The organism is Dickeya fangzhongdai (assembly GCF_002812485.1).
Lineage (GTDB): Bacteria > Pseudomonadota > Gammaproteobacteria > Enterobacterales > Enterobacteriaceae > Dickeya > Dickeya fangzhongdai.
In genome coordinates this window covers 4,304,748-4,323,892 of record NZ_CP025003.1, presented here as the reverse complement: position 1 = coordinate 4,323,892, position 19,145 = coordinate 4,304,748, and the positions used below count along the sequence as shown (strand labels likewise).

The 19,145-nt window shown below is 56.1% G+C and carries 15 protein-coding genes and 1 other annotated feature; of the genes, 10 read left to right on the top strand and 5 right to left on the bottom strand.

Going from position 1 to position 19,145, the window contains the following annotated elements:
• The first annotated feature begins 134 nt into the window (after nt 1–134).
• Nucleotides 135–1,367 (top strand): phosphoglycerate dehydrogenase, encoded by a 1,233-nt coding sequence (serA, locus tag CVE23_RS19330; protein WP_038920288.1) that lies wholly within the window; start codon nt 135–137, stop codon nt 1,365–1,367.
• An 87-nt stretch (nt 1,368–1,454) separates the two neighbouring features.
• Here the strand turns inward: serA and CVE23_RS19325 are convergent, their stop codons facing one another.
• A complete protein-coding gene (locus tag CVE23_RS19325) occupies nt 1,455–2,456 on the bottom strand; it encodes a zinc-binding alcohol dehydrogenase family protein (RefSeq protein ID WP_038921127.1) in 1,002 nt (333 codons plus the stop codon).
• Nucleotides 2,457–2,566: 110 nt separating this feature from the next.
• Between CVE23_RS19325 and CVE23_RS19320 the strand changes: the two genes are divergently transcribed.
• Together CVE23_RS19320 and CVE23_RS19315 are read left to right on the top strand one after the other, a co-directional pair.
• Entirely contained in the window at nt 2,567–3,463 is an 897-nt protein-coding gene (locus CVE23_RS19320) for a LysR family transcriptional regulator (protein ID WP_049854704.1), read from the top strand.
• A 509-nt stretch (nt 3,464–3,972) separates the two neighbouring features.
• The gene (locus CVE23_RS19315; RefSeq protein ID WP_049854703.1) at nt 3,973–5,679 is read left to right on the top strand and encodes a methyl-accepting chemotaxis protein; all 1,707 of its coding nucleotides are present in this window, start codon (nt 3,973–3,975) and stop codon (nt 5,677–5,679) included.
• A 186-nt stretch (nt 5,680–5,865) separates the two neighbouring features.
• Here CVE23_RS19315 and ettA read toward each other — a convergent pair whose 3' ends face one another.
• Nucleotides 5,866–7,530 carry an energy-dependent translational throttle protein EttA gene (gene ettA, locus CVE23_RS19310; protein ID WP_038665495.1) on the bottom strand — a complete coding sequence of 555 codons (1,665 nt, stop codon included), beginning with the start codon at nt 7,528–7,530 and terminating at the stop codon, nt 5,866–5,868.
• Nucleotides 7,531–7,985: 455 nt separating this feature from the next.
• Here ettA and sltY point away from each other — a divergent pair, with 455 nt between their 5' ends.
• Entirely contained in the window at nt 7,986–9,917 is a 1,932-nt protein-coding gene (gene sltY / locus CVE23_RS19305; RefSeq protein WP_100850177.1) for a murein transglycosylase, read from the top strand.
• Nucleotides 9,918–10,105: 188 nt separating this feature from the next.
• Nucleotides 10,106–10,438: a trp operon repressor gene (trpR, locus tag CVE23_RS19300; protein WP_033567439.1), complete on the top strand. Its 333-nt coding sequence runs from the start codon at nt 10,106–10,108 to the stop codon at nt 10,436–10,438.
• Nucleotides 10,439–10,452: 14 nt separating this feature from the next.
• On the opposite strand, the gene yjjX is transcribed toward trpR, so the two are convergent.
• Nucleotides 10,453–10,992, bottom strand: coding sequence for an inosine/xanthosine triphosphatase (yjjX, locus tag CVE23_RS19295; protein ID WP_038665502.1), 540 nt, complete (start codon nt 10,990–10,992; stop codon nt 10,453–10,455).
• 51 nt (nt 10,993–11,043) lie between these two features.
• On the opposite strand from yjjX, the gene gpmB reads away from it, so the two are divergent.
• Nucleotides 11,044–11,694, top strand: coding sequence for a 2,3-diphosphoglycerate-dependent phosphoglycerate mutase GpmB (gpmB, locus tag CVE23_RS19290; RefSeq protein ID WP_100850176.1), 651 nt, complete (start codon nt 11,044–11,046; stop codon nt 11,692–11,694).
• Here the strand turns inward: gpmB and robA are convergent.
• A complete protein-coding gene (gene robA, locus CVE23_RS19285; protein ID WP_038920283.1) occupies nt 11,691–12,557 on the bottom strand; it encodes an MDR efflux pump AcrAB transcriptional activator RobA in 867 nt (288 codons plus the stop codon). The genes gpmB and robA overlap by 4 nt on opposite strands.
• A gap of 202 nt (nt 12,558–12,759) precedes the next feature.
• Between robA and creA the strand changes: the two genes are divergently transcribed.
• On the top strand, nt 12,760–13,236 hold the full coding sequence (gene creA, locus CVE23_RS19280; RefSeq protein ID WP_039693199.1) for a protein CreA: 477 nt from the start codon (nt 12,760–12,762) through the stop codon (nt 13,234–13,236).
• A 104-nt stretch (nt 13,237–13,340) separates the two neighbouring features.
• Here creA and arcA read toward each other — a convergent pair whose 3' ends face one another.
• On the bottom strand, nt 13,341–14,057 hold the full coding sequence (gene arcA, locus CVE23_RS19275; protein ID WP_012768295.1) for a two-component system response regulator ArcA: 717 nt from the start codon (nt 14,055–14,057) through the stop codon (nt 13,341–13,343).
• Between the two features lie 564 nt (nt 14,058–14,621).
• Between arcA and CVE23_RS19270 the strand changes: the two genes are divergently transcribed.
• The 3 genes from CVE23_RS19270 to thrB all read left to right on the top strand — a co-directional run bounded on the left by CVE23_RS19270 (nt 14,622) and on the right by thrB (nt 19,145).
• Nucleotides 14,622–15,323 carry a tRNA/rRNA methyltransferase gene (locus CVE23_RS19270; RefSeq protein WP_100850175.1) on the top strand — a complete coding sequence of 234 codons (702 nt, stop codon included), beginning with the start codon at nt 14,622–14,624 and terminating at the stop codon, nt 15,321–15,323.
• A gap of 201 nt (nt 15,324–15,524) precedes the next feature.
• Nucleotides 15,525–15,644 (top strand) — a sequence feature (Thr leader region).
• Nucleotides 15,645–15,756: 112 nt separating this feature from the next.
• Nucleotides 15,757–18,213 carry a bifunctional aspartate kinase/homoserine dehydrogenase I gene (gene thrA / locus CVE23_RS19265; protein WP_038920281.1) on the top strand — a complete coding sequence of 819 codons (2,457 nt, stop codon included), beginning with the start codon at nt 15,757–15,759 and terminating at the stop codon, nt 18,211–18,213.
• 2 nt (nt 18,214–18,215) lie between these two features.
• Nucleotides 18,216–19,145 (top strand): homoserine kinase, encoded by a 930-nt coding sequence (gene thrB / locus CVE23_RS19260; RefSeq protein ID WP_039693202.1) that lies wholly within the window; start codon nt 18,216–18,218, stop codon nt 19,143–19,145.

The window sequence follows — 19,145 nt, the reverse complement described above, 5'->3', positions numbered from 1 at the left end:
GAAACCGTCTGAGCGAGGTGGCGCGAAAAAATGGGCAGGCAATCGTTTGTATTGCCGCTTGCGTATTTTTTGTTATGTTTGCAGAGACCGGTTTGCAAACCGTCATATCTGAAGTCTGAAAATAAGGTCGGGAAATGGCAAAGGTATCACTGGAAAAAGACAAGATTAAGTTTCTGCTGCTGGAGGGTGTACACCCGAATGCGCTGGAGAATCTGCGCGCCGCAGGTTACACCAATATTGAATACCATAAGGGGGCGCTTGACCCGGAAGCGCTGAAAGCATCGATTCGCGATGCGCACTTTGTGGGGATTCGATCGCGCACGCATCTGACGGAAGAGGTTTTCGCCGCTGCCGAGAAACTGGTGGCCGTTGGTTGTTTCTGCATCGGCACCAATCAGGTTGAACTGCCGGCCGCGACCAAACGCGGTATTCCGGTCTTCAACGCGCCTTTTTCCAATACCCGTTCCGTGGCCGAACTGGTGATCGGCGAATTGCTGCTGCTGCTGCGCGGCATTCCGACCGCCAACGCCAAAGCTCACCGTGGTATCTGGCACAAACAGGCGGTTGGCTGCTTTGAAGCGCGTGGTAAGAAACTGGGCATTATTGGTTACGGTCACATCGGTACCCAACTGGGTATTCTGGCCGAAAGCCTGGGGATGCACGTTTATTTCTACGATATCGAAAGCAAATTGCCGCTGGGCAACGCCCAACAGGTACGTCATTTGTCCGATCTGCTGAACATGAGCGATGTGGTCAGCCTGCATGTGCCGGAAACCGACAGCACCCAGAATATGATCGGCGCCGAGGAACTGGCGCTGATGAAGCCGGGTTCTATCCTGATCAACGCATCGCGCGGCACCGTGGTGGACATTCCGGCGCTGAGCAATGCGCTTGCCAGCAAGCACCTCTCCGGCGCGGCTATCGACGTGTTCCCGCAGGAACCGGCGACCAATAGCGATCCGTTCCTGTCGCCGCTGTGCGAGTTCGATAACGTGCTTCTGACGCCGCACATCGGCGGCTCTACTGAAGAAGCACAGGAGAACATTGGTGATGAAGTCGCCGGTAAGCTGGTGAAGTATTCCGACAATGGCTCCACGTTGTCTGCCGTCAACTTCCCGGAAGTGTCGCTGCCGACGCACAGCGACCGCGCCAGCCGTCTGCTGCACATTCATGAAAACCGCCCGGGTATCATGACGCAGATTAACCACATTTTTGCCGAGCAGGGCATCAACATTGCGGCGCAGTATCTGCAGACCAGCCCGGAAATCGGTTATGTGGTTATCGATGTGGAAACCGACGGCGCCGACACCGCGCTGCAACTGATGAAATCCATCCCTGGCACCATTCGCGCCCGTTTGCTGTACTAAGTGCGAGTGCCGGCCGGTTGTAACCGATAATTCGGCTTGATGAGGAAGCCAGCCCACCGGGCTGGCTTTTTTTACGCTGGTTTGGCGCTACAGCGTGATTACGACCTTGCCGCGCATATGACCGGCCAGTACGGCATCGTGCGCTTGTTTCAGCGTTGTCGTCGTCAGTCCGTTAAACGTCTGGCTGAGGGTGCCCTGCAATTCGCCGCTATCCACCCGTTGCGCCACCTCGCGCAGGATTTCTCCCTGACGCGCGATGTCCGGCGTAGTGAACATGCTGCGGGTAAACATGAATTCCCAGTGCAGCGCCGCGCTTTTCAGCTTAAGTTGATTCTGGTCCAACGGCCGGGTGTTTTCCACGATGGTGCAGATGTGCCCCATCGGTGCGATTAACCGGCTGATGGCATCCCAATGGCCGTCGGTGTCATTCAGGCAGAAAATGTAATCGACCTGCTCAATATTCTGCTTTTTCAATTCATCCACCAGATGGCGATAATCCACCACCAGATGCGCGCCCCGGTCGCGGCACCATTGTGCGGAGTCGGGACGGGAAGCGGTAGCGATGATCGTCGCTTCGCTGCGCTGCGCCGCCAGAGAAATAGCCAGCGAACCGACGCCGCCGGCGCCGCCGATAATCAGCAGCGTTTTACCTTTAGCCGCGTCCTGAATTTTCAGATGCTCGAATAATCCTTCCCAGGCGGTTAGGGCCGTCAGCGGCAGGGCGGCTGCTTCAGCCCAGTCCAGCGTGGCGGGTTTATGCGCGGCGATACGCGCATCGACCAGTTGGTGCGTGCTGTTGCTGCCGGGGCGGGTGATATCGCCCGCATACCAGATTTCGTCCCCAGGTTGAAAACCGCTTACCGCTGAGCCGGCCTTGATCACCACGCCGCTGGCGTCCCACCCAAGAATGCGCGGATGTTGCAGGCCGTCCCGACGCAACCCGGCATGAACTTTGGTATCTACCGGGTTAACCGATACCGCTTTTACGGCTACCAGCAGGTCGTGCTCGCCGGGTTGCGGTAATTCGGCGGTGATTTCTACGAAGTTCTCGGGTTGTCTGGGGTCAACGGCTATTGCTTTTACTGTCATGATGCGTTTTTCCATTGTTACGTGTTGGACTGCATAACAGTGTAGAACCTGTCGATAGTGCTGATAAGATGGACAATTACTAACGAAGTGTTCGGCTATGAAGAACAATTATGTTCAAACAATTACAGGATATGGCGCTATTTACGCTGGTGGCGGAATGCGGCAGTTTTACCGAAGCCGCCAGACAGGCGGGCATGGCCAAGTCGAGCCTTAGCCTGCGCATCAGTCAGTTGGAGCAGTCGCTGGGGCTGCGGCTGTTTAACCGCACCACCCGCAAGCTCAACCTGACCTTTGCCGGCGAACGCTATCTGGTGCATTGCCGGGAGATGCGACAAGCCAGCGAACGCGCCGAGATGGCGATGCAGCATTTGCGCGATAACCCCAGCGGGCGTTTGCGGATCACCAGTCCGGCCGGCTTGGGGGCTACCCTGCTGGCGCGCCTGACCGCGGAGTTTCAGTCGCGCTTTCCGGCGGTTTCGCTGGATATCATTGTTGCCGACCGGGTAATCGATCTGGTGGAGGAAGGGTTTGACGCCGCGCTGCGCACCGGCAAGCCGCAGGATTCTTCGCTGATTGGCCGCTCGCTGGGGCGGGTGCCGCATTATCTGGTCGCGTCGGCCGGGTATCTGGCTGGCTCCACGCCGATCGCGCATCCGCGTGAATTGCAGTCGCACCGGTGTATTGCACATCGAGCCTGGCCGGAGTGGGGATTTCACCATGAAGCGGAGTATTTCCTCTGGCGGCTGCCGCAGTCGCATATTACCGATAATTTGCTGTATGCCCGAGCCTGCGCGCTGGCCGGCGGCGGCATTACGTTGTTGCCGGAGTTCCTGTGCCGAGAGCAGTTGGACCGTGGCGAACTGGTCTGCCTGCTGCCTGGGTGGCGGGCGGATACCAACGATCTGTATCTGATTTATCCCGGACGCAAACTGAATTCGCCCGCCCTGAACTGCTTTATTGATTTTGCCCTGAGTTTTGAGGCATTGTGTGATTATTCTGCTCGTTAAGCTGTATCTCGTTCTCCACGGAGCCGGAGATTTGATCACGCGTGATTACACGCTGCCCGTCTGCCTCGTCAGAGAACGTTATTGCTTGCCTTAATGGCTTCAAACCTGGTGGTTTTTAAACCTCAGCGGTTTGAAACCGTGAAACCTTAATAACTTCATAGCTTCAAATCTTGCATCTTCTGGCTGCAAACGCGGTTTTTCCGGTTTATGTCCCTGCCACGCATGAATAACTCGGCCAGAAAAAGGAACCTGACCGTTTCTGTTGACCACTTATCAGCAGAGCATGCTACAGTCATCACGGTTTTTCTTTTTTAAAGAAACAACAATGCAATTAAATTAAAATGTTGTTTTGTTTTCCTGCTCCTGTGTGACGTCTGTTGCCTTTTTAGGCGCTTACGTGCAGTGGTCGGTGTTTGTCAGGAAAGAGTGAATGGCGCAAAGCTATACGTGCTTCTGCTGTTGACGCGGCGGAAGTGATCAGCATCCTGTAGTGAAAGTGAGAAATCGGAATGGCAGAACAAAAAGGGAATATCTCTTCCATAAATAACATTCGTCTTGTGACGCTCTTTATCACGCTGTTAACCATTATTCTGATTCTGTTTGCCCTCTCAATTGGTACTGCCAGTTATTTTCTCAAACAGAGTAATGCCTCTCTGGGGCGGGCTAATCTGGTGTCCGAGATCCGTGCCGGGATCAGCAGCAGCATGGACAATTTCCGTGTTTCCCGCCAGTTGCTGGTGCAGGCTGTAGCCGCATCGCGTATTGGTGATAAGGATTCCTACAATCAGGCTTTCAATGAAGGCATGGAGCGCATCAAAAGCTCGCAGAAACGCTTTGATGACTATATGGCTCGTACCGATAAGTCGGATGAAGAGAAGGCGCTGGATGCTGACCTGACCACCAATTACACCGCCTATCGGGACAAAGTAATGGTGCCGATGGTGGAGTTTGTGCGTAACGGCGAATTCGAAAGCACCATTGAGCTGGAAACCTCGCTGGCGCGCCAGCTGGATACCAGTTATGCCATGCAGGTACGAAAGGAAGTGAAATACCTGACGGACCATGCGAACAATATTAATACGCTGGCTTCTGATAATGCTCGTCTGGGGAATATCCTGATGGGCGTGTCGTTCATTCTGTCTATTCTGCTGGCAGCGTTGACTTATCTGGTGATCCGCCGGGCGATTCTGGTGCCGGTCAATGTGCTGATTACCCGTATCCAGAAAATTGCGCAGGGTGACCTGACGCAGCCGGCCGAAAATCTGGGGCGTAACGAAATCGGTATTCTGGGCCAAAACCTGCAGCATATGCAGGAGTCGTTGACCAACACCGTGACGGTGGTTCGTGAAGGCGCTGACTCTATTTATCAGGGCGCTTCCGAAATCAGCGCCGGCAACGTCGATCTTTCTTCCCGCACGGAACAACAGGCGGCGGCGCTGGAGCAGACGGCGGCCAGCATGGAGGAACTGACCTCCACGGTGAAACAGAACTCGGATAACGCCAACCATGCCAGCCAGCTGGCGCGCAACGCCTCCGGTAAGGCGGAGCAGGGCGGCAATATCGTTCAGGATGTGGTGAAGACGATGGGGGATATTTCGTCCAGCTCGAAGAAAATCTCTGAAATTACCAGTGTTATCAATAGCATTGCTTTCCAGACCAACATTCTGGCGCTGAACGCCGCCGTAGAGGCTGCACGCGCTGGCGAGCAGGGCCGGGGCTTCGCGGTGGTTGCCGGAGAGGTGCGTAGTCTGGCGCAGCGTAGTGCGCAGGCGGCGAAAGAAATCGAATCTCTGATTGGCGAATCCGGCAGGCTGGTGGATACCGGTTCGGAACTGGTTGCCAGAGCCGGGAGTACGATGGAAGAGATTGTGAAAGCGGTAGTCAGCGTGACGGATATCATGGGGGAAATTGCTTCAGCGTCTGATGAGCAAAGCCGAGGCATCGGTCAGGTGAATCAGGCCGTGCTGGAGATGGAAGGCACAACCCAGCAGAACGCCGCGCTGGTGCAGGAGGCTTCGGCCGCCGCCGTCTCGCTGGAATCACAGGCTGAACGTTTGACTCAGGCGGTGGCGGTCTTCAAGCTGAGACACCACAAGGAAAACGAGCCGGTCCGCGCCTCGTTGCCATCCCGGCCGGTCGCTCAGCCGGTGCCGGCGGTAGCCGCTCTTGGTGCGGGCAGATCAGGCCGTAACGACCAGAACTGGGAAACGTTCTGATTGCAGTGATGTGTGGCGGTCATCAGCAGGCCACATATCTGATGGAATCAAATGCGATCGAATGAAAATGGTCAAAACAGTTACCACCTCCCAGGAGGTGGTTTAACGCTGACAATGAAAAAGCCCGCCGGTTGGCGGGCTTTTGCTGTCACGGCGTCTTGACCGTGACAGGTGGCAGACGGACTGTCACGCCATTTTCTTGTACTTGATACGATGCGGCTCCAGCGCTTCCGCACCCAGAGTACGTTTCTTGTACTCTTCGTATTCTGTGAAGTTGCCTTCAAAGAATTCCACCTTACCTTCATCCTGATAGTCGATGATGTGGGTGGCGATACGGTCCAGGAACCAGCGGTCATGGGAAATCACCATGGCGCAACCGGGGAATTCCAGCAGGGCGTTTTCCAGCGCGCGCAGGGTTTCTATATCCAGGTCGTTGGTCGGTTCGTCAAGCAGCAGCATGTTGCCGCCAACCTGCAGTAGTTTTGCCAGGTGTACGCGACCACGTTCGCCGCCGGAGAGCTCCCCGATACGTTTGCCCTGATCGACGCCTTTGAAGTTGAAACGGCCGACATAGGCGCGGCTCGGAATCTCGAAATTGCCGATACGCATGATGTCCTGACCGCCGGAGACTTCTTCCCATACGGTCTTGCTGCCGTCCATCTTGTCGCGGAACTGATCCACCGACGCCAGTTGCACCGTTTCGCCCAGCGAGATCGTGCCGGAGTCCGGTTGTTCCTGCGCGGACAACATACGGAATAGGGTCGATTTACCTGCGCCGTTGGGGCCGATAATCCCGACGATGGAGCCTTTCGGGATGGCGAACGACAGGTTATCAATCAGCACCCGGTCACCGTAGGATTTGGTGAGGTTCTGCACTTCCAGCACTTTGTCGCCAAGGCGCGGGCCAGGCGGAATGAACAGTTCGCTGGTTTCGTTGCGTTTCTGGTATTCGACGCTGTTGAGTTCGTCGAAACGAGCCAGACGCGCTTTGCCTTTGGCCTGACGGCCTTTCGGATTCTGACGCACCCACTCCAGCTCTTTCTCGATGGATTTGCGACGAGCGGCTTCGGTGGAGGCTTCCTGTGCCAGACGCTGGTCTTTCTGTTCCAGCCAGGACGAGTAGTTGCCTTCCCACGGAATCCCTTCGCCGCGGTCCAGTTCCAGAATCCAGCCGGCAACGTTATCGAGGAAGTAACGGTCATGGGTGATGGCAACTACGGTACCTTCGTAGTCGTGCAGGAAACGCTCCAGCCAGGCGACCGATTCCGCATCCAGGTGGTTGGTGGGTTCGTCGAGCAGCAGCATGTCCGGTTTTTCCAGCAACAGGCGGCAGATTGCGACGCGACGGCGTTCGCCCCCGGAGAGGTTGGCGATTTTCGCTTCCCACGGCGGCAGGCGCAGCGCATCGGCGGCCCGCTCAAGCTGGTTATCAAGGTTGTGGCCGTCGTGGGCCTGAATAATCGATTCCAGCTCGCCCTGTTCTTTCGCCAGCTTGTCGAAGTCGGCATCCGGGTCGGCATAGGCGGCATAGACTTCGTCCAGACGGGTCAGCGCGCGTTTCACTTCGCTGACAGCCTCTTCAACCGCTTCACGGACGGTATGTTCCAGATTTAACTGGGGTTCCTGAGGCAGATAGCCGATTTTGATCCCCGGCTGTGGGCGGGCTTCGCCTTCGATGTCTTTATCAATCCCCGCCATGATGCGCAGCAGGGTGGATTTACCCGCCCCGTTCAGACCCAGCACGCCGATTTTGGCGCCCGGGAAAAAACTGAGGGAAATATTTTTCAGGATATGACGCTTCGGCGGAACAACCTTGCCGACGCGGTGCATGGTGTAAACGTATTGAGCCACGTTGCTCTGAGCCTCTTTCTGTCCAGTTTAGCGTTATGCCATTAAAGCATGGCGCCTGTAGGGGCATGATACCGGAAGCGCGCTGACGCCCCGCCGGCAAAAGGAATTTACTGTTGACGGAGTTTAGCTGTTTTCGCTGCATGATCCCAGCCATCCCGTCATCGTGTTGTTGACTCTGCGATGCAGCTTCCACCCATGATGGAACCATTGGGACGAATATCAGCCGAAACTGCGGGCGCTCTGGTAAAAGGATGTTAACGCTGCGAATTTCGTTCTGTTTTAAGCTGCTTTCGGCGTATCGTTGCCGGGCAGGATATGCCACACTGATTTAGTTTGAAAAAACCAACGTTAGTCAATGCAATGCAGCCGTCACGGGTATGAACGATGGCCGTGAACATTAATGACGGCGTTCGGCGGTAATGGCGGAAACGATAACGAGTGAGGTCAGGGCAGTTATGTTCAAATTAGGGTATTGGCGATATGTGGCCGCCGCACTGTGTCTCATTGGGGTATCGTGCCAGGCGTTGGCGGATTCTCTGGATGAGCAGCGGCAGCGTTATCAGCAAATAAAGTCCGCGTGGGATAATAACCAGATGGATGTGGTTTCCCAATTAATGCCGACGCTACGTGATTACCCGCTTTACCCTTATCTGGAATACCGAGCGCTGACGCAGGATTTATCGACGGTCAGCGAGGCGCAGGTCAAACAGTTTATGGCTTCGCACCCGACACTGCCTGCGGTGCGTACGCTCAATAACAGCTTTATCAATGAACTGGCTCGTCGTCAGGACTGGAATGGGCTGCTGGTGTTCAGCCCGGAGCAACCGAAGCCGGTCGCCTCTCTCTGCAACTATCTGTATGCCAAAGTCATGGTGGGGCAACCGCAAGGCGTCTGGGAGCAGACCCGCGAAATCTGGCTGACCGGTCGTTCATTGCCGCCGACCTGTGACAAGCTATTCTCTGCCTGGCAGCAGCAAGGCGGATTGACGTCGTTAATGGTTCTTGAACGGATGCGACTGGCGATGGATGCGGGCAGCGCAGGTCTGGTGAATCATCTTTCCAGACAATTGCCGGCAGATTACAAGACCATCACCGATGCGTTGCTGAGATTGCAAAGCAATCCTAAAACGATCGAGCGCTTCGCCCGCTCTGTCGGCCCGACGGATTTTACCCGGAGAGCGGTATTATCGGCGTTCAGCCGCATTGCCCGTCAGGATCCGGATGAGGCGCGGGCATTGCTGCCGCAGTTGATTCGCCTGCAGAAAATGCGCCCGCAGGAACGCCAGAGCATGGAAGATGACATCGCCTGGCGTCTGATGGGCAGCGATACCACCGAGGAGCAGGCGCTCTGGCGTGATGCCGTAATTCTGCGCAGCGCCTCGGCGCCGCTGCTGGAACGACGCGTCCGTATGGCGTTGGGTCAGGGGGATCGGCCCGGGCTGAAGCAGTGGATGGCGCGCTTGCCGGCCGACGTGCAGCAAAAGGATGAGTGGCGCTACTGGCGAGCGATACTGCTGATCGAACAAGGGCAAAAGCAGGAAGGCGAGAACCAACTGCGCGAATTGATGACGATTCGCGGTTTTTACCCGATGGCCGCCGCGCAGAAGCTCAATGTGAACTATCCGCTGACCATTATGATTGCCGCCAAACCGGAGCGCTCGATTGGGCAGTTACCGGAAGTGGCGCGGGTACGCGAGCTGATGTTCTGGGGACTGGAAAGTCTGGCTCGTTCCGAATGGGCGGGGCTGGTGGCTAGCCGGGATCGTCCGCAGCAGGAAGCGCTGGCGCGTCTTGCGTTCGAACAGCATTGGTATGACTTGAGTGTTCAGGCCACGATTGTGGCGAAACTCTGGGACAATCTGGAGGAACGCTTCCCGCTGGCATGGAATGACGATTTCCGCCGGGCGACGCAAGGTAAGGGCATCAGCCAGAGTTATGCCATGGCGATTGCCCGTCAGGAAAGCGCCTGGAACCCGCAAGCGCATTCCGCCGTGGGGGCGGCCGGCCTGATGCAACTGATGCCCGCCACCGCGCAGCACACTGCCGAAATGTTTAATATCGCCAGCTATACCAACAGCAGTCAGTTACTGGATCCGCAGATGAATATCCAGCTTGGCACCAGCTATCTGGATTATGTTTATCAATCGTTCGGTCAGAACCGCATTCTGGCATCCGCTGCCTACAACGCCGGGCCATCGCGGGTGAGTAACTGGTTGAAAGACAGCGACGGTCGGATCGACGCCATCGCGTTTGTGGAAAGTATTCCGTTTTCCGAGACGCGGGGATACGTCAAAAATGTACTGGCCTACGACGTTTTCTACCGTAGCCTGATGCAACAGCGCCCGACGACGTTGCTGATGGACAACGAGTGGCAGCGGCGTTACTGACCGTTAGCGGGGATTGCACGATATACGCATTCCCCGCCTTACGCAGGTGAAGAAAAGTCTCATCATGCTGGCAGTCGTTACCTCACGCCCGTCTCGTTAAGGCGGGCGTTTATCCTATTTGTTACGCTTTTTTTCATCATGAAGAGTATGTTATGCTGATGTACTAGTTAAATAGTATGGTGGCCGTTATGACATCACCTTCACTTCATGATCCGGTATTTTCCGAACAAGACGATGAAAACTGGCAGGCGTTTGTCAGCCTGTTCCAACAGGCGATGGCGGAAGGGCTGGAGCAACCGCTGCTGCAACTGCTGTTAACGCCGGATGAGCGAACCGCGCTGGGAACTCGGGTACGTATTATTCAGGAATTGATGCGCGGCGAGATGAGCCAGCGTGAGCTGAAAAATGAGTTGGGTGCGGGCATTGCGACCATCACCCGAGGTTCCAACAGCCTCAAATCCGCCCCGGCCAGGCTGAAAGTCTGGCTGGAGGAGCAATTGCTACCGGAGAAGAAGGGCTAGCGTTCGGGAAGCAATCAAACGGACGGCGCATGAATCGGGTGCTGATAAACCGGATTATGAAACGGCACTAGCGCCAGCAGCAACGCCTGATAATACACGCTGGTTCTGGACAGTTTGCCATCCGTGAATACGCCAATCGCGCCACCCTGACGTTTGATATCCTGAATGCCGGTCAGACGGGCCATTTCATCACCCAGTTCGCGGCCTTCGCCAATTCCCTGCAGAATGCTTTCCGGCAATACCAGACTGGCTGAACGGGATTCACCGCGGATGACCGCATTTTCAATCACCATCCAGGCGAACGTCATGCTTTCTTCAATGCCGGCTTCCACGCCTACCCAGAAATCAGCTTCCGGACGGACCTGCCGCGCTCTCATCACCCGATTCCTGGCGCCCGTTCGGGTTTCGACGGAACCTAACGGTTGACTGGGAACTCCACTATCTACATCAACCCCTTCGATGCGGCAATTATCCACACCAAAAACGTCGGCAAATGCTAAAGTGATGGCGTTAATCTTGGCCGGGTTGGTCGTAGAAGCGACAACATGGTACATAATGTTTCCCTACCTTGTAGTTAATTTGACGCAGTATAACGGAAAAAAATCATGTTACAGGTATATCTTGTTCGCCATGGTGAAACAGAGTGGAACGTGGCGCGACGCATTCAGGGGCAGTCGGACAGTCCGCTGACCTCGGGTGGCGAGCATCAGGCCCGGCTGGTTGCTGCAAGGGTCAGGAAACTGGGGATTACCCATATTTTTACCAGCGATCTGGGGCGGACCCGCCGCACTGCCGACATTATCTCGCAGGCTTGCGGCGACTGCCCGGTGATCATGGAGCCGGCTTTGAGAGAGCTGAACATGGGCGTGCTGGAGGAAAGGCTGATTGATTCGCTGAGCCTTGAAGAAGAGCGCTGGCGTAAACAGTTGGTGGATGGCACCCGCGATGGCCGTATCCCCAACGGCGAGTCCATGTCGGAATTGGCTCTGCGTATGCAGAGCGTGCTGGCAAAGTGCCTGGCGTTGCCGGAAGGCAGCCGCCCACTGCTGGTGAGTCACGGTATTGCGCTGGGCTGCCTGCTGAGTACGTTGTTGGGATTACCGGCCTGGGCGGAGCGCCGCTTGCGGCTGCGCAACTGTTCATTGTCTCGTGTTGATTATCAACAGAGCCCCTGGCTGGCGCTTGGATGGATAGTAGAAACCGCCGGAGACGTCTCCCATCTTGACGCTCCGGCGTTGGATGAATTGCAGCGTTAACGCTGAATTGGAATCAGGTATTCGCAGCGGATGATTTTGGGCGGTTCAGCTTCTTTGTGGCCTTTGGGGTAAAAGCGTTCAGCATCAAAACCTTTGCGGCGTGTCAGTTTATAAGTCGGCAGGCAGGTGTCGTAGAGGGTGATGATGAAATCCTGCAAATCATCCGCCGGGCCTTCATAAATAAACATGGCATAGTCGCCGCTCGGTAATACCACCGGTTCGCCGGGATGCACGCCCTCCGGAACATGGTGTGGTTCCAGCGCGGTGGTATACAGCACTTCATGTTCATCATCCTTCTCCTTGCTTGGGCGAGAATGATGCAGACCGTACAGCACCGGCGGGACCTGTTTGACTTCTCCCAAATACTGCCGCCAGAAATGGACGCGTATTTCGGTACGAAAACAGGTAATTTGCTCCAGATTACAGGTATAGCTCTGGGTCAGACCAACCAACTGCGTTTCCGGCAAGGTGACGAAGTGCGGTTGCGGCATGGTAAAAGCGCCGAGACGAATCGGTGGGTGGATACCGAAAGTATTCCAGTCATCCGCCCGACGATAGGATGCCGGCGTCTGGGCAAACTGCTTTTTGAACGCCCGGGTGAACGTCTGTTGTGAATCGAAACGGTACTGCAAGGCGATATCAAGAATCGGGCGACTGGTCAGACACAGTGCGACAGCCGCTTTGGTGAGCCGACGGGCACGAATGTATGAACCGATGGCATGACCCGTTACGTCCTTGAACATTCTCTGCAAATGCCACTTGGAATAGCCGGCCTTGGCTGCGACATTATCCAGCGATAAAGGCTGGTCAAGATGACCCTCCAGCCAGTTGAGCAGGTCACGTATGATACTGGCTTGATCCATAGATCGTCCTCATAGAACACACCGAGAGCTAAGCGTATAAGCCCGGCATAATAGCAACTTTTTCCCTGGGGCACTTACCAAGATTTTTGTGCCTGATGAATAAAGAATCTGATTAACATAGGCTGCTAAAGAAATCTATCCGACAAATGGTCTTTGAACCACAGAAACTACGCCATGGCGGCGACAAAGTGAGAGAAAGGCAATGATGAAAAGACGAATTGTGTTGATGGCTGCGGCCCTGCTCTGCGGTGCGACGTCAGTCTGGGCCGAGGAAATCGGATCGGTGGATACGGTCTTTAAGCTGCTGGGACCAGACCACAAAATCATCGTGGAAGCGTTTGACGATCCGGATGTGGCAAACGTGACCTGTTATCTGAGCAGAGCCAAAACCGGTGGCATCAAAGGGGGGCTTGGCCTGGCGGAGGATACATCGGATGCCGCCATTTCCTGTCAGCAAGTGGGGCCGATTACCCTGAGCGATAAGATCACCAGCAGCAAGGGAAAAGGCAGCGTGGTGTTTCAGCAGCGCACGTCGCTGATTTTCAAGAAACTGCAGGTGGTGCGTTTTTACGATGCAAAACGCAATGCGCTGGTTTACCTGACCTATTCCGATCGTATAGTGGAAGGGTCGCCGAAAAACGCGCTCAGCGCGGTGCCGATTCTGCCCTGGAGCAAGTAACGGCGATCTATCCCGGAAATAAACAACATCTCAGAAATAAAAAAGCCGGGGCAGACCCGGCTTTCTACATATTGGATATTGGCGCGTGATGACCGCGCCGGGAATCAGTCTTCCAGATCGCCGCAGAAGCGATAACCTTCGCCGTGAATGGTGGCGATGATTTCCGGCGTATCGGCAGTGGATTCGAAATGTTTGCGGATACGGCGGATGGTGACGTCTACCGTACGGTCATGCGGCTTCAGCTCGCGGCCGGTCATTTTCTTCAGCAGTTCGGCGCGGGACTGGATTTTTCCCGGGTTCTCGCAGAAGTGCAGCATAGCGCGGAATTCGCTGCGCGGCAGTTTGTACTGCTCGCCGTTCGGGCTGACCAGCGAACGACTGTTGATATCCAGCTCCCAACCATTGAAGCGGTAGCTTTCCACCAGACGACGCTCTTCGGTGCCGCCGCCCAGATTCATGGTGCGGGACAGCAGATTGCGTGCGCGGATGGTCAGTTCACGCGGGTTGAACGGCTTGGTGATGTAGTCGTCTGCGCCGATTTCCAGGCCCAGAATCTTGTCGACTTCGTTATCGCGCCCGGTCAGGAACATCAACGCCACGCTTGCCTGCTCGCGCAGTTCACGCGCCAGCAACAAGCCATTCTTGCCCGGCAGGTTAATATCCATAATGACCAGATTGATGTCATGTTCGGACAGGATGTTATGCATCTCGGCGCCGTCGGTGGCTTCGTGAACAACGTATCCCTCGGCCTCAAAAATGCTTTTGAGGGTGTTACGAGTTACCAACTCGTCTTCGACAATAAGAATGTGGGGGGTCTGCATGTTTGCTACCTAAAATTGCCAACTAATATAGAGATTCGAAAGTACAGAAGTCCTGGTTCTCTCGGGCGCTTTGGGAAATCGTGTTCACCGTTTTTTCGCCGACTGACTCAAGTACGTAAATACGTTTTGAAGCACTTGTTTCCACCCGACGCGAGCCTGATAACAGGTGGCGATGAGGTTTTGCAACAGAGCCTATTGTGGCGCACAGTTTAACCTTATTAACAGCAACATAACAGTGAGCACTGATTTCGCCGACTGGCAAATCTACGGTTCCATTGACATATATCAAATTTCATTGTAGCACGTTAGCAATTTGTGGAAAACGCACCACGAATACCGCTATCTATCACAATTTAACATTTTTATATTCACCACGGCATAATAAATGCTGATAGCTGAAGCGTTTCCATTTCCGTCGCGTCATTCGGCGGCGCGTCAATGCGGCTACGATTTCAGGCCATCTGGCGGGATGCGTCAAATCCCGGTAGGGACTTATTTTCCAGCGTAAATCATCGCTACATTTTATTCGTCAGCGCACCTGCCAGGTGCGTGCTGGGAGGTTGTGTGCAGTTTTATATCATTTTGGTGGCGCCCGCCCGGGCCGAAAACGTCGGTGCGGCGGCGCGCGCCATGAAAACCATGGGGTTTGGCCGGTTGCGGATTGTCGACAGCACTGCGCATCTTGAGCCGTCGGCGCGTTGGGTGGCGCATGGCTCCGGCGATATTCTTGATGGGGTCGACGTTTTCCCGACGCTGGCCGACGCGCTGGCGGATGTTGAGTTCACGGTAGCGACCACCGCCCGCAGCCGCGCCCGTTTTCATTACTACTGTGAGCCAGCGCAGTTGCTGAGCGTGCTGGAGGAAAAGCGGCAATGGGTCAGTTCTGCGGCGCTGGTGTTTGGCCGCGAAGATTCCGGGCTGACCAATGAGGAGCTGGCGCTGGCGGACATCCTGACCGGCGTGCCGATGGCGGCGGATTATCCGTCATTGAATCTGGGGCAGGCGGTGATGGTGTATTGTTATCAACTGGCGTCGTTGATGCAGGTGACCGCGGCCAAGCCGACGCAGGCTGAGTCCGGACAACTGGCGGCGTTGCGCGAGCGGTTTGCGCGTTTGCTGGTTCGGGTCGGCGCGCAGCAGGACGAAAAACTGCGCGACTGGCTGCAACAGCGGCTCGGATTACTGGAGCAACGTGACAGCGCTATGCTGCATAGGCTGCTGCATGATGTGGAAAAAGCGCTATCGGCAGAAGATCAGGGAAAATGAGGATTCTCTGGCGAATCATCATGACTGGCCGATTTTTCTGAATCATTGTTTGGGTTTTTTGTTTTTCCATAGTGACTTTATCCGCCGTCACCGGCGTAAAGTGGAGGGAGGAATGAAGAAATCCGTTGACTTAGCAGGGCGATTGCCATAACTAATAGGGCAGATAATTTTTCGCTCTACGAGAACGTTACGCAATGCATCACATCAGCCTGGTTACCACCACCATTATTATTACCACCGGTACGACGAGTAACGGTGCGGGCTGACGCGTACAGATGAATCCAGAAAAAGCCCGCACTTCACAGTGCGGGCTTTTTTTTTACCGTTATCGCGGGCTTATTGCTGCCCGCCAACCTTATAAGGCCGTTGCAAATGGCTTTCAAAAACGCTCCCGGCGTTTTTGGCAACTGAAAATTCAGGAGAACAGACAAAAATGCGAGTGTTGAAATTTGGCGGGACCTCGGTAGCCAACGCAGAACGATTTGCGCGTGTTGCCGATATCATCGAAAGCAATGCACGTCAGGGACAGGTCGCTACGGTGCTGTCGGCACCGGCGAAGATCACCAATCACTTGGTGGCCATGATTGAAAAAACCGTGGCTAAACAGGATATCCAGCCAAATATCACCGAAGCGGAAGTCATTTTTGCCGATTTGCTGCAGGGACTGGCGCAATCCCAGCCTGGTTTTGCCTATGACCGGCTGAAAGCGCGGGTGGACGAAGAGTTTTCCCAGCTCAAACAGGTGCTGCATGGCATCGCTTTGCTGGGGCAGTGCCCGGACAGCGTTAACGCCGCTATCATTTGTCGTGGTGAAAAGCTGTCCATCGCCATCATGGAAGCCGTATTTCAGGCGCGCGGCTATCAGGTATCGATCATCGACCCGGTGCGCAGCCTTCTGGCGCAAGGCCATTATCTGGAATCCACGGTAGATATCGCTGAATCCACCCGCCGCATTGATGAGCAGGCGATCCCCGCTGACCATGTGATCCTGATGGCGGGCTTTACCGCCGGCAATGATAAAGGCGAACTGGTGGTGCTGGGCCGCAACGGCTCTGACTATTCGGCGGCGGTGCTGGCCGCGTGTCTGCGGGCCGACTGTTGTGAGATCTGGACTGACGTCGACGGCGTGTACACCTGTGACCCGCGTCAGGTGCCGGATGCGCGGTTGCTGAAGTCGATGTCCTATCAGGAAGCGATGGAATTGTCGTACTTCGGCGCCAAAGTTCTCCACCCCCGCACTATCGCCCCCATCGCCCAGTTCCAGATTCCCTGCCTTATCAAGAATACCGAAAATCCCCAGGCGCCCGGCACGCTGATCGGTCTGGAAAGCAACGATAACCAGTATCCGGTCAAAGGCATCACCAACCTGAACAATATGGCGATGATCAACGTTTCCGGCCCTGGTATGAAAGGGATGGTCGGGATGGCGGCGCGCGTGTTCGCCGCCATGTCCCGCGCCGGTATCTCGGTGGTGCTTATCACCCAGTCCTCTTCCGAGTACAGCATCAGTTTCTGCGTGTCTCAGAGTGAGTTGCCGCGCGCGCGCAAAACGCTGGAAGACGAATTCTATCTGGAACTGAAAGAAGGCGTACTGGAGCCGCTGGACGTGGTGCAACGGCTGGCGATCATTTCCGTGGTGGGCGACGGTATGCGTACGCTGCGCGGCCTGTCGGCCCGTCTGTTCACCGCGCTGGCCAGCGCCAACATCAATATCGTGGCGATTGCCCAGGGCTCGTCCGAGCGCTCGATTTCGGTGGTGGTGAACAATGACGTAGCGACCACCGGCGTGCGGGTGGCGCATCAGATGCTGTTCAACACCAATCAGGCGCTGGACGTGTTCGTGATTGGCGTCGGCGGCGTCGGCGGCGCATTGCTGGAGCAGATTCAGCGCCAGCAGCCGTGGCTGAAACAAAAACACATCGACGTGCGGGTATGCGGCATCGCCAATTCCAAAGCGATGCTGACCAACGTGCACGGTATTCCAATGGATCGCTGGCGCGACGAGCTGGCGCGGGCGCGTGAACCGTTTAGCCCGGCTGCGCTCAGCCGTCTGGTGAAAGAGTATCACTTGCTGAACCCGGTCATCATCGACTGTACCTCCAGTCAGGCGGTTGCCGATCAATACGCCGATTTCCTGGCGAACGGCTTCCATGTCGTCACGCCTAACAAGAAAGCCAACACGGGCACGCTGCGTTATTACCACCAGTTGCGTCAGGCGGCGGCCAAATCCCGTCGCAAGTTCCTGTACGACACCAACGTCGGCGCCGGTCTGCCGGTGATCGAGAACCTGCAGAACCTGCTGAACGCCGGCGATGAGCTGATTCGCTTCAACGGTATTCTGTCCGGTTCGCTGTCCTTTATCTTCGGCAAGCTGGATGAAGGCATGTCGCTGTCCGCCGCCACGCTGCTGGCGAAAGAAAAAGGCTTTACCGAGCCGGATCCGCGCGACGATCTGTCCGGTATGGACGTGGCGCGCAAGTTGTTGATTCTGGCGCGTGAAGCGGGTTATGAACTGGAGCTGGACGACATTCAGGTCGATTCCGTGCTGCCGCCGGAATATGCGCAGGGCGATGTCGCCAGCTTCCTGGCGCGCCTGCCGGAGCTGGACGCCGAATTCGCCCGTCGGGTTGAAGCGGCGCGGGCGGAAGGTAAAGTGTTACGCTACGTCGGTAAGATCGACGACGGCAAGTGCCAGGTGACGATCAGCGCGGTGGGCGGCAACGATCCGCTGTTCAAGGTGAAGGACGGCGAGAACGCGCTGGCGTTTTACAGCCGTTATTACCAGCCGTTGCCGTTGGTGTTGCGGGGTTACGGGGCGGGCAATGATGTGACGGCGGCCGGGGTGTTTGCAGACCTGTTGCGTACGCTGTCGTGGAAGGTGGGAGTGTGAGAATGGTGAAGATTTATGCCCCGGCATCCATCGGGAATGTGAGCGTGGGGTTTGACGTGCTGGGCGCGGCGGTATCGCCGGTGGACGGCACCCTGCTGGGCGATTGCGTAACCGTGCGGGAAGCCGAACTGTTCAGCCTGCACAACGAAGGGCGTTTTGTCAGCAAGCTGCCGGACAACCCGAAAGAAAACATCGTTTATCAGTGCTGGGAACGTTTCTGTCAGGAAATCGGCAAGACCGTGCCGGTGGCCATGACGCTGGAAAAAAACATGCCGATCGGTTCCGGGCTGGGGTCCAGCGCCTGTTCGGTGGTAGCCGGCCTGATGGCGATGAACGAATTCTGCGGCAAACCGCTGGACGACACCCGCCTGCTGACGCTGATGGGCGAACTGGAAGGGCGCATTTCCGGCAGCGTGCATTACGACAACGTGGCGCCGTGCTTCCTGGGCGGTATTCAACTGATGGTGGAAGAGATGGGCATCGTCAGTCAGCCGGTGCCGGGATTTGACGACTGGTTGTGGGTGATGGCCTATCCGGGCATCAAGGTGTCCACGGCTGAAGCGCGGGCGATCCTGCCGGCGCAGTACCGTCGTCAGGATTGCATCAGCCACGGCCGCTATCTGGCGGGCTTTATCCACGCCTGCCATACCGGCCAGGCGGCGCTGGCGGCGACCCTGATGAAAGATGTCATCGCCGAGCCTTACCGCACGCGTCTGTTGCCCGGCTTTGCCGAAGCGCGCCAGGCGGCCAACGAGTTGGGCGCGCTGGCCTGCGGTATTTCCGGTTCCGGGCCGACGCTGTTCTCCGTGTGCAACAACATGGGCTCGGCAGAGCGTCTGGCAAGCTGGCTGCGGGAAAACTATCTGCAGAACGACGAAGGTTTTGTTCATATTTGCCGTCTGGATACCGCAGGCGCGCGACAATTGGGATAA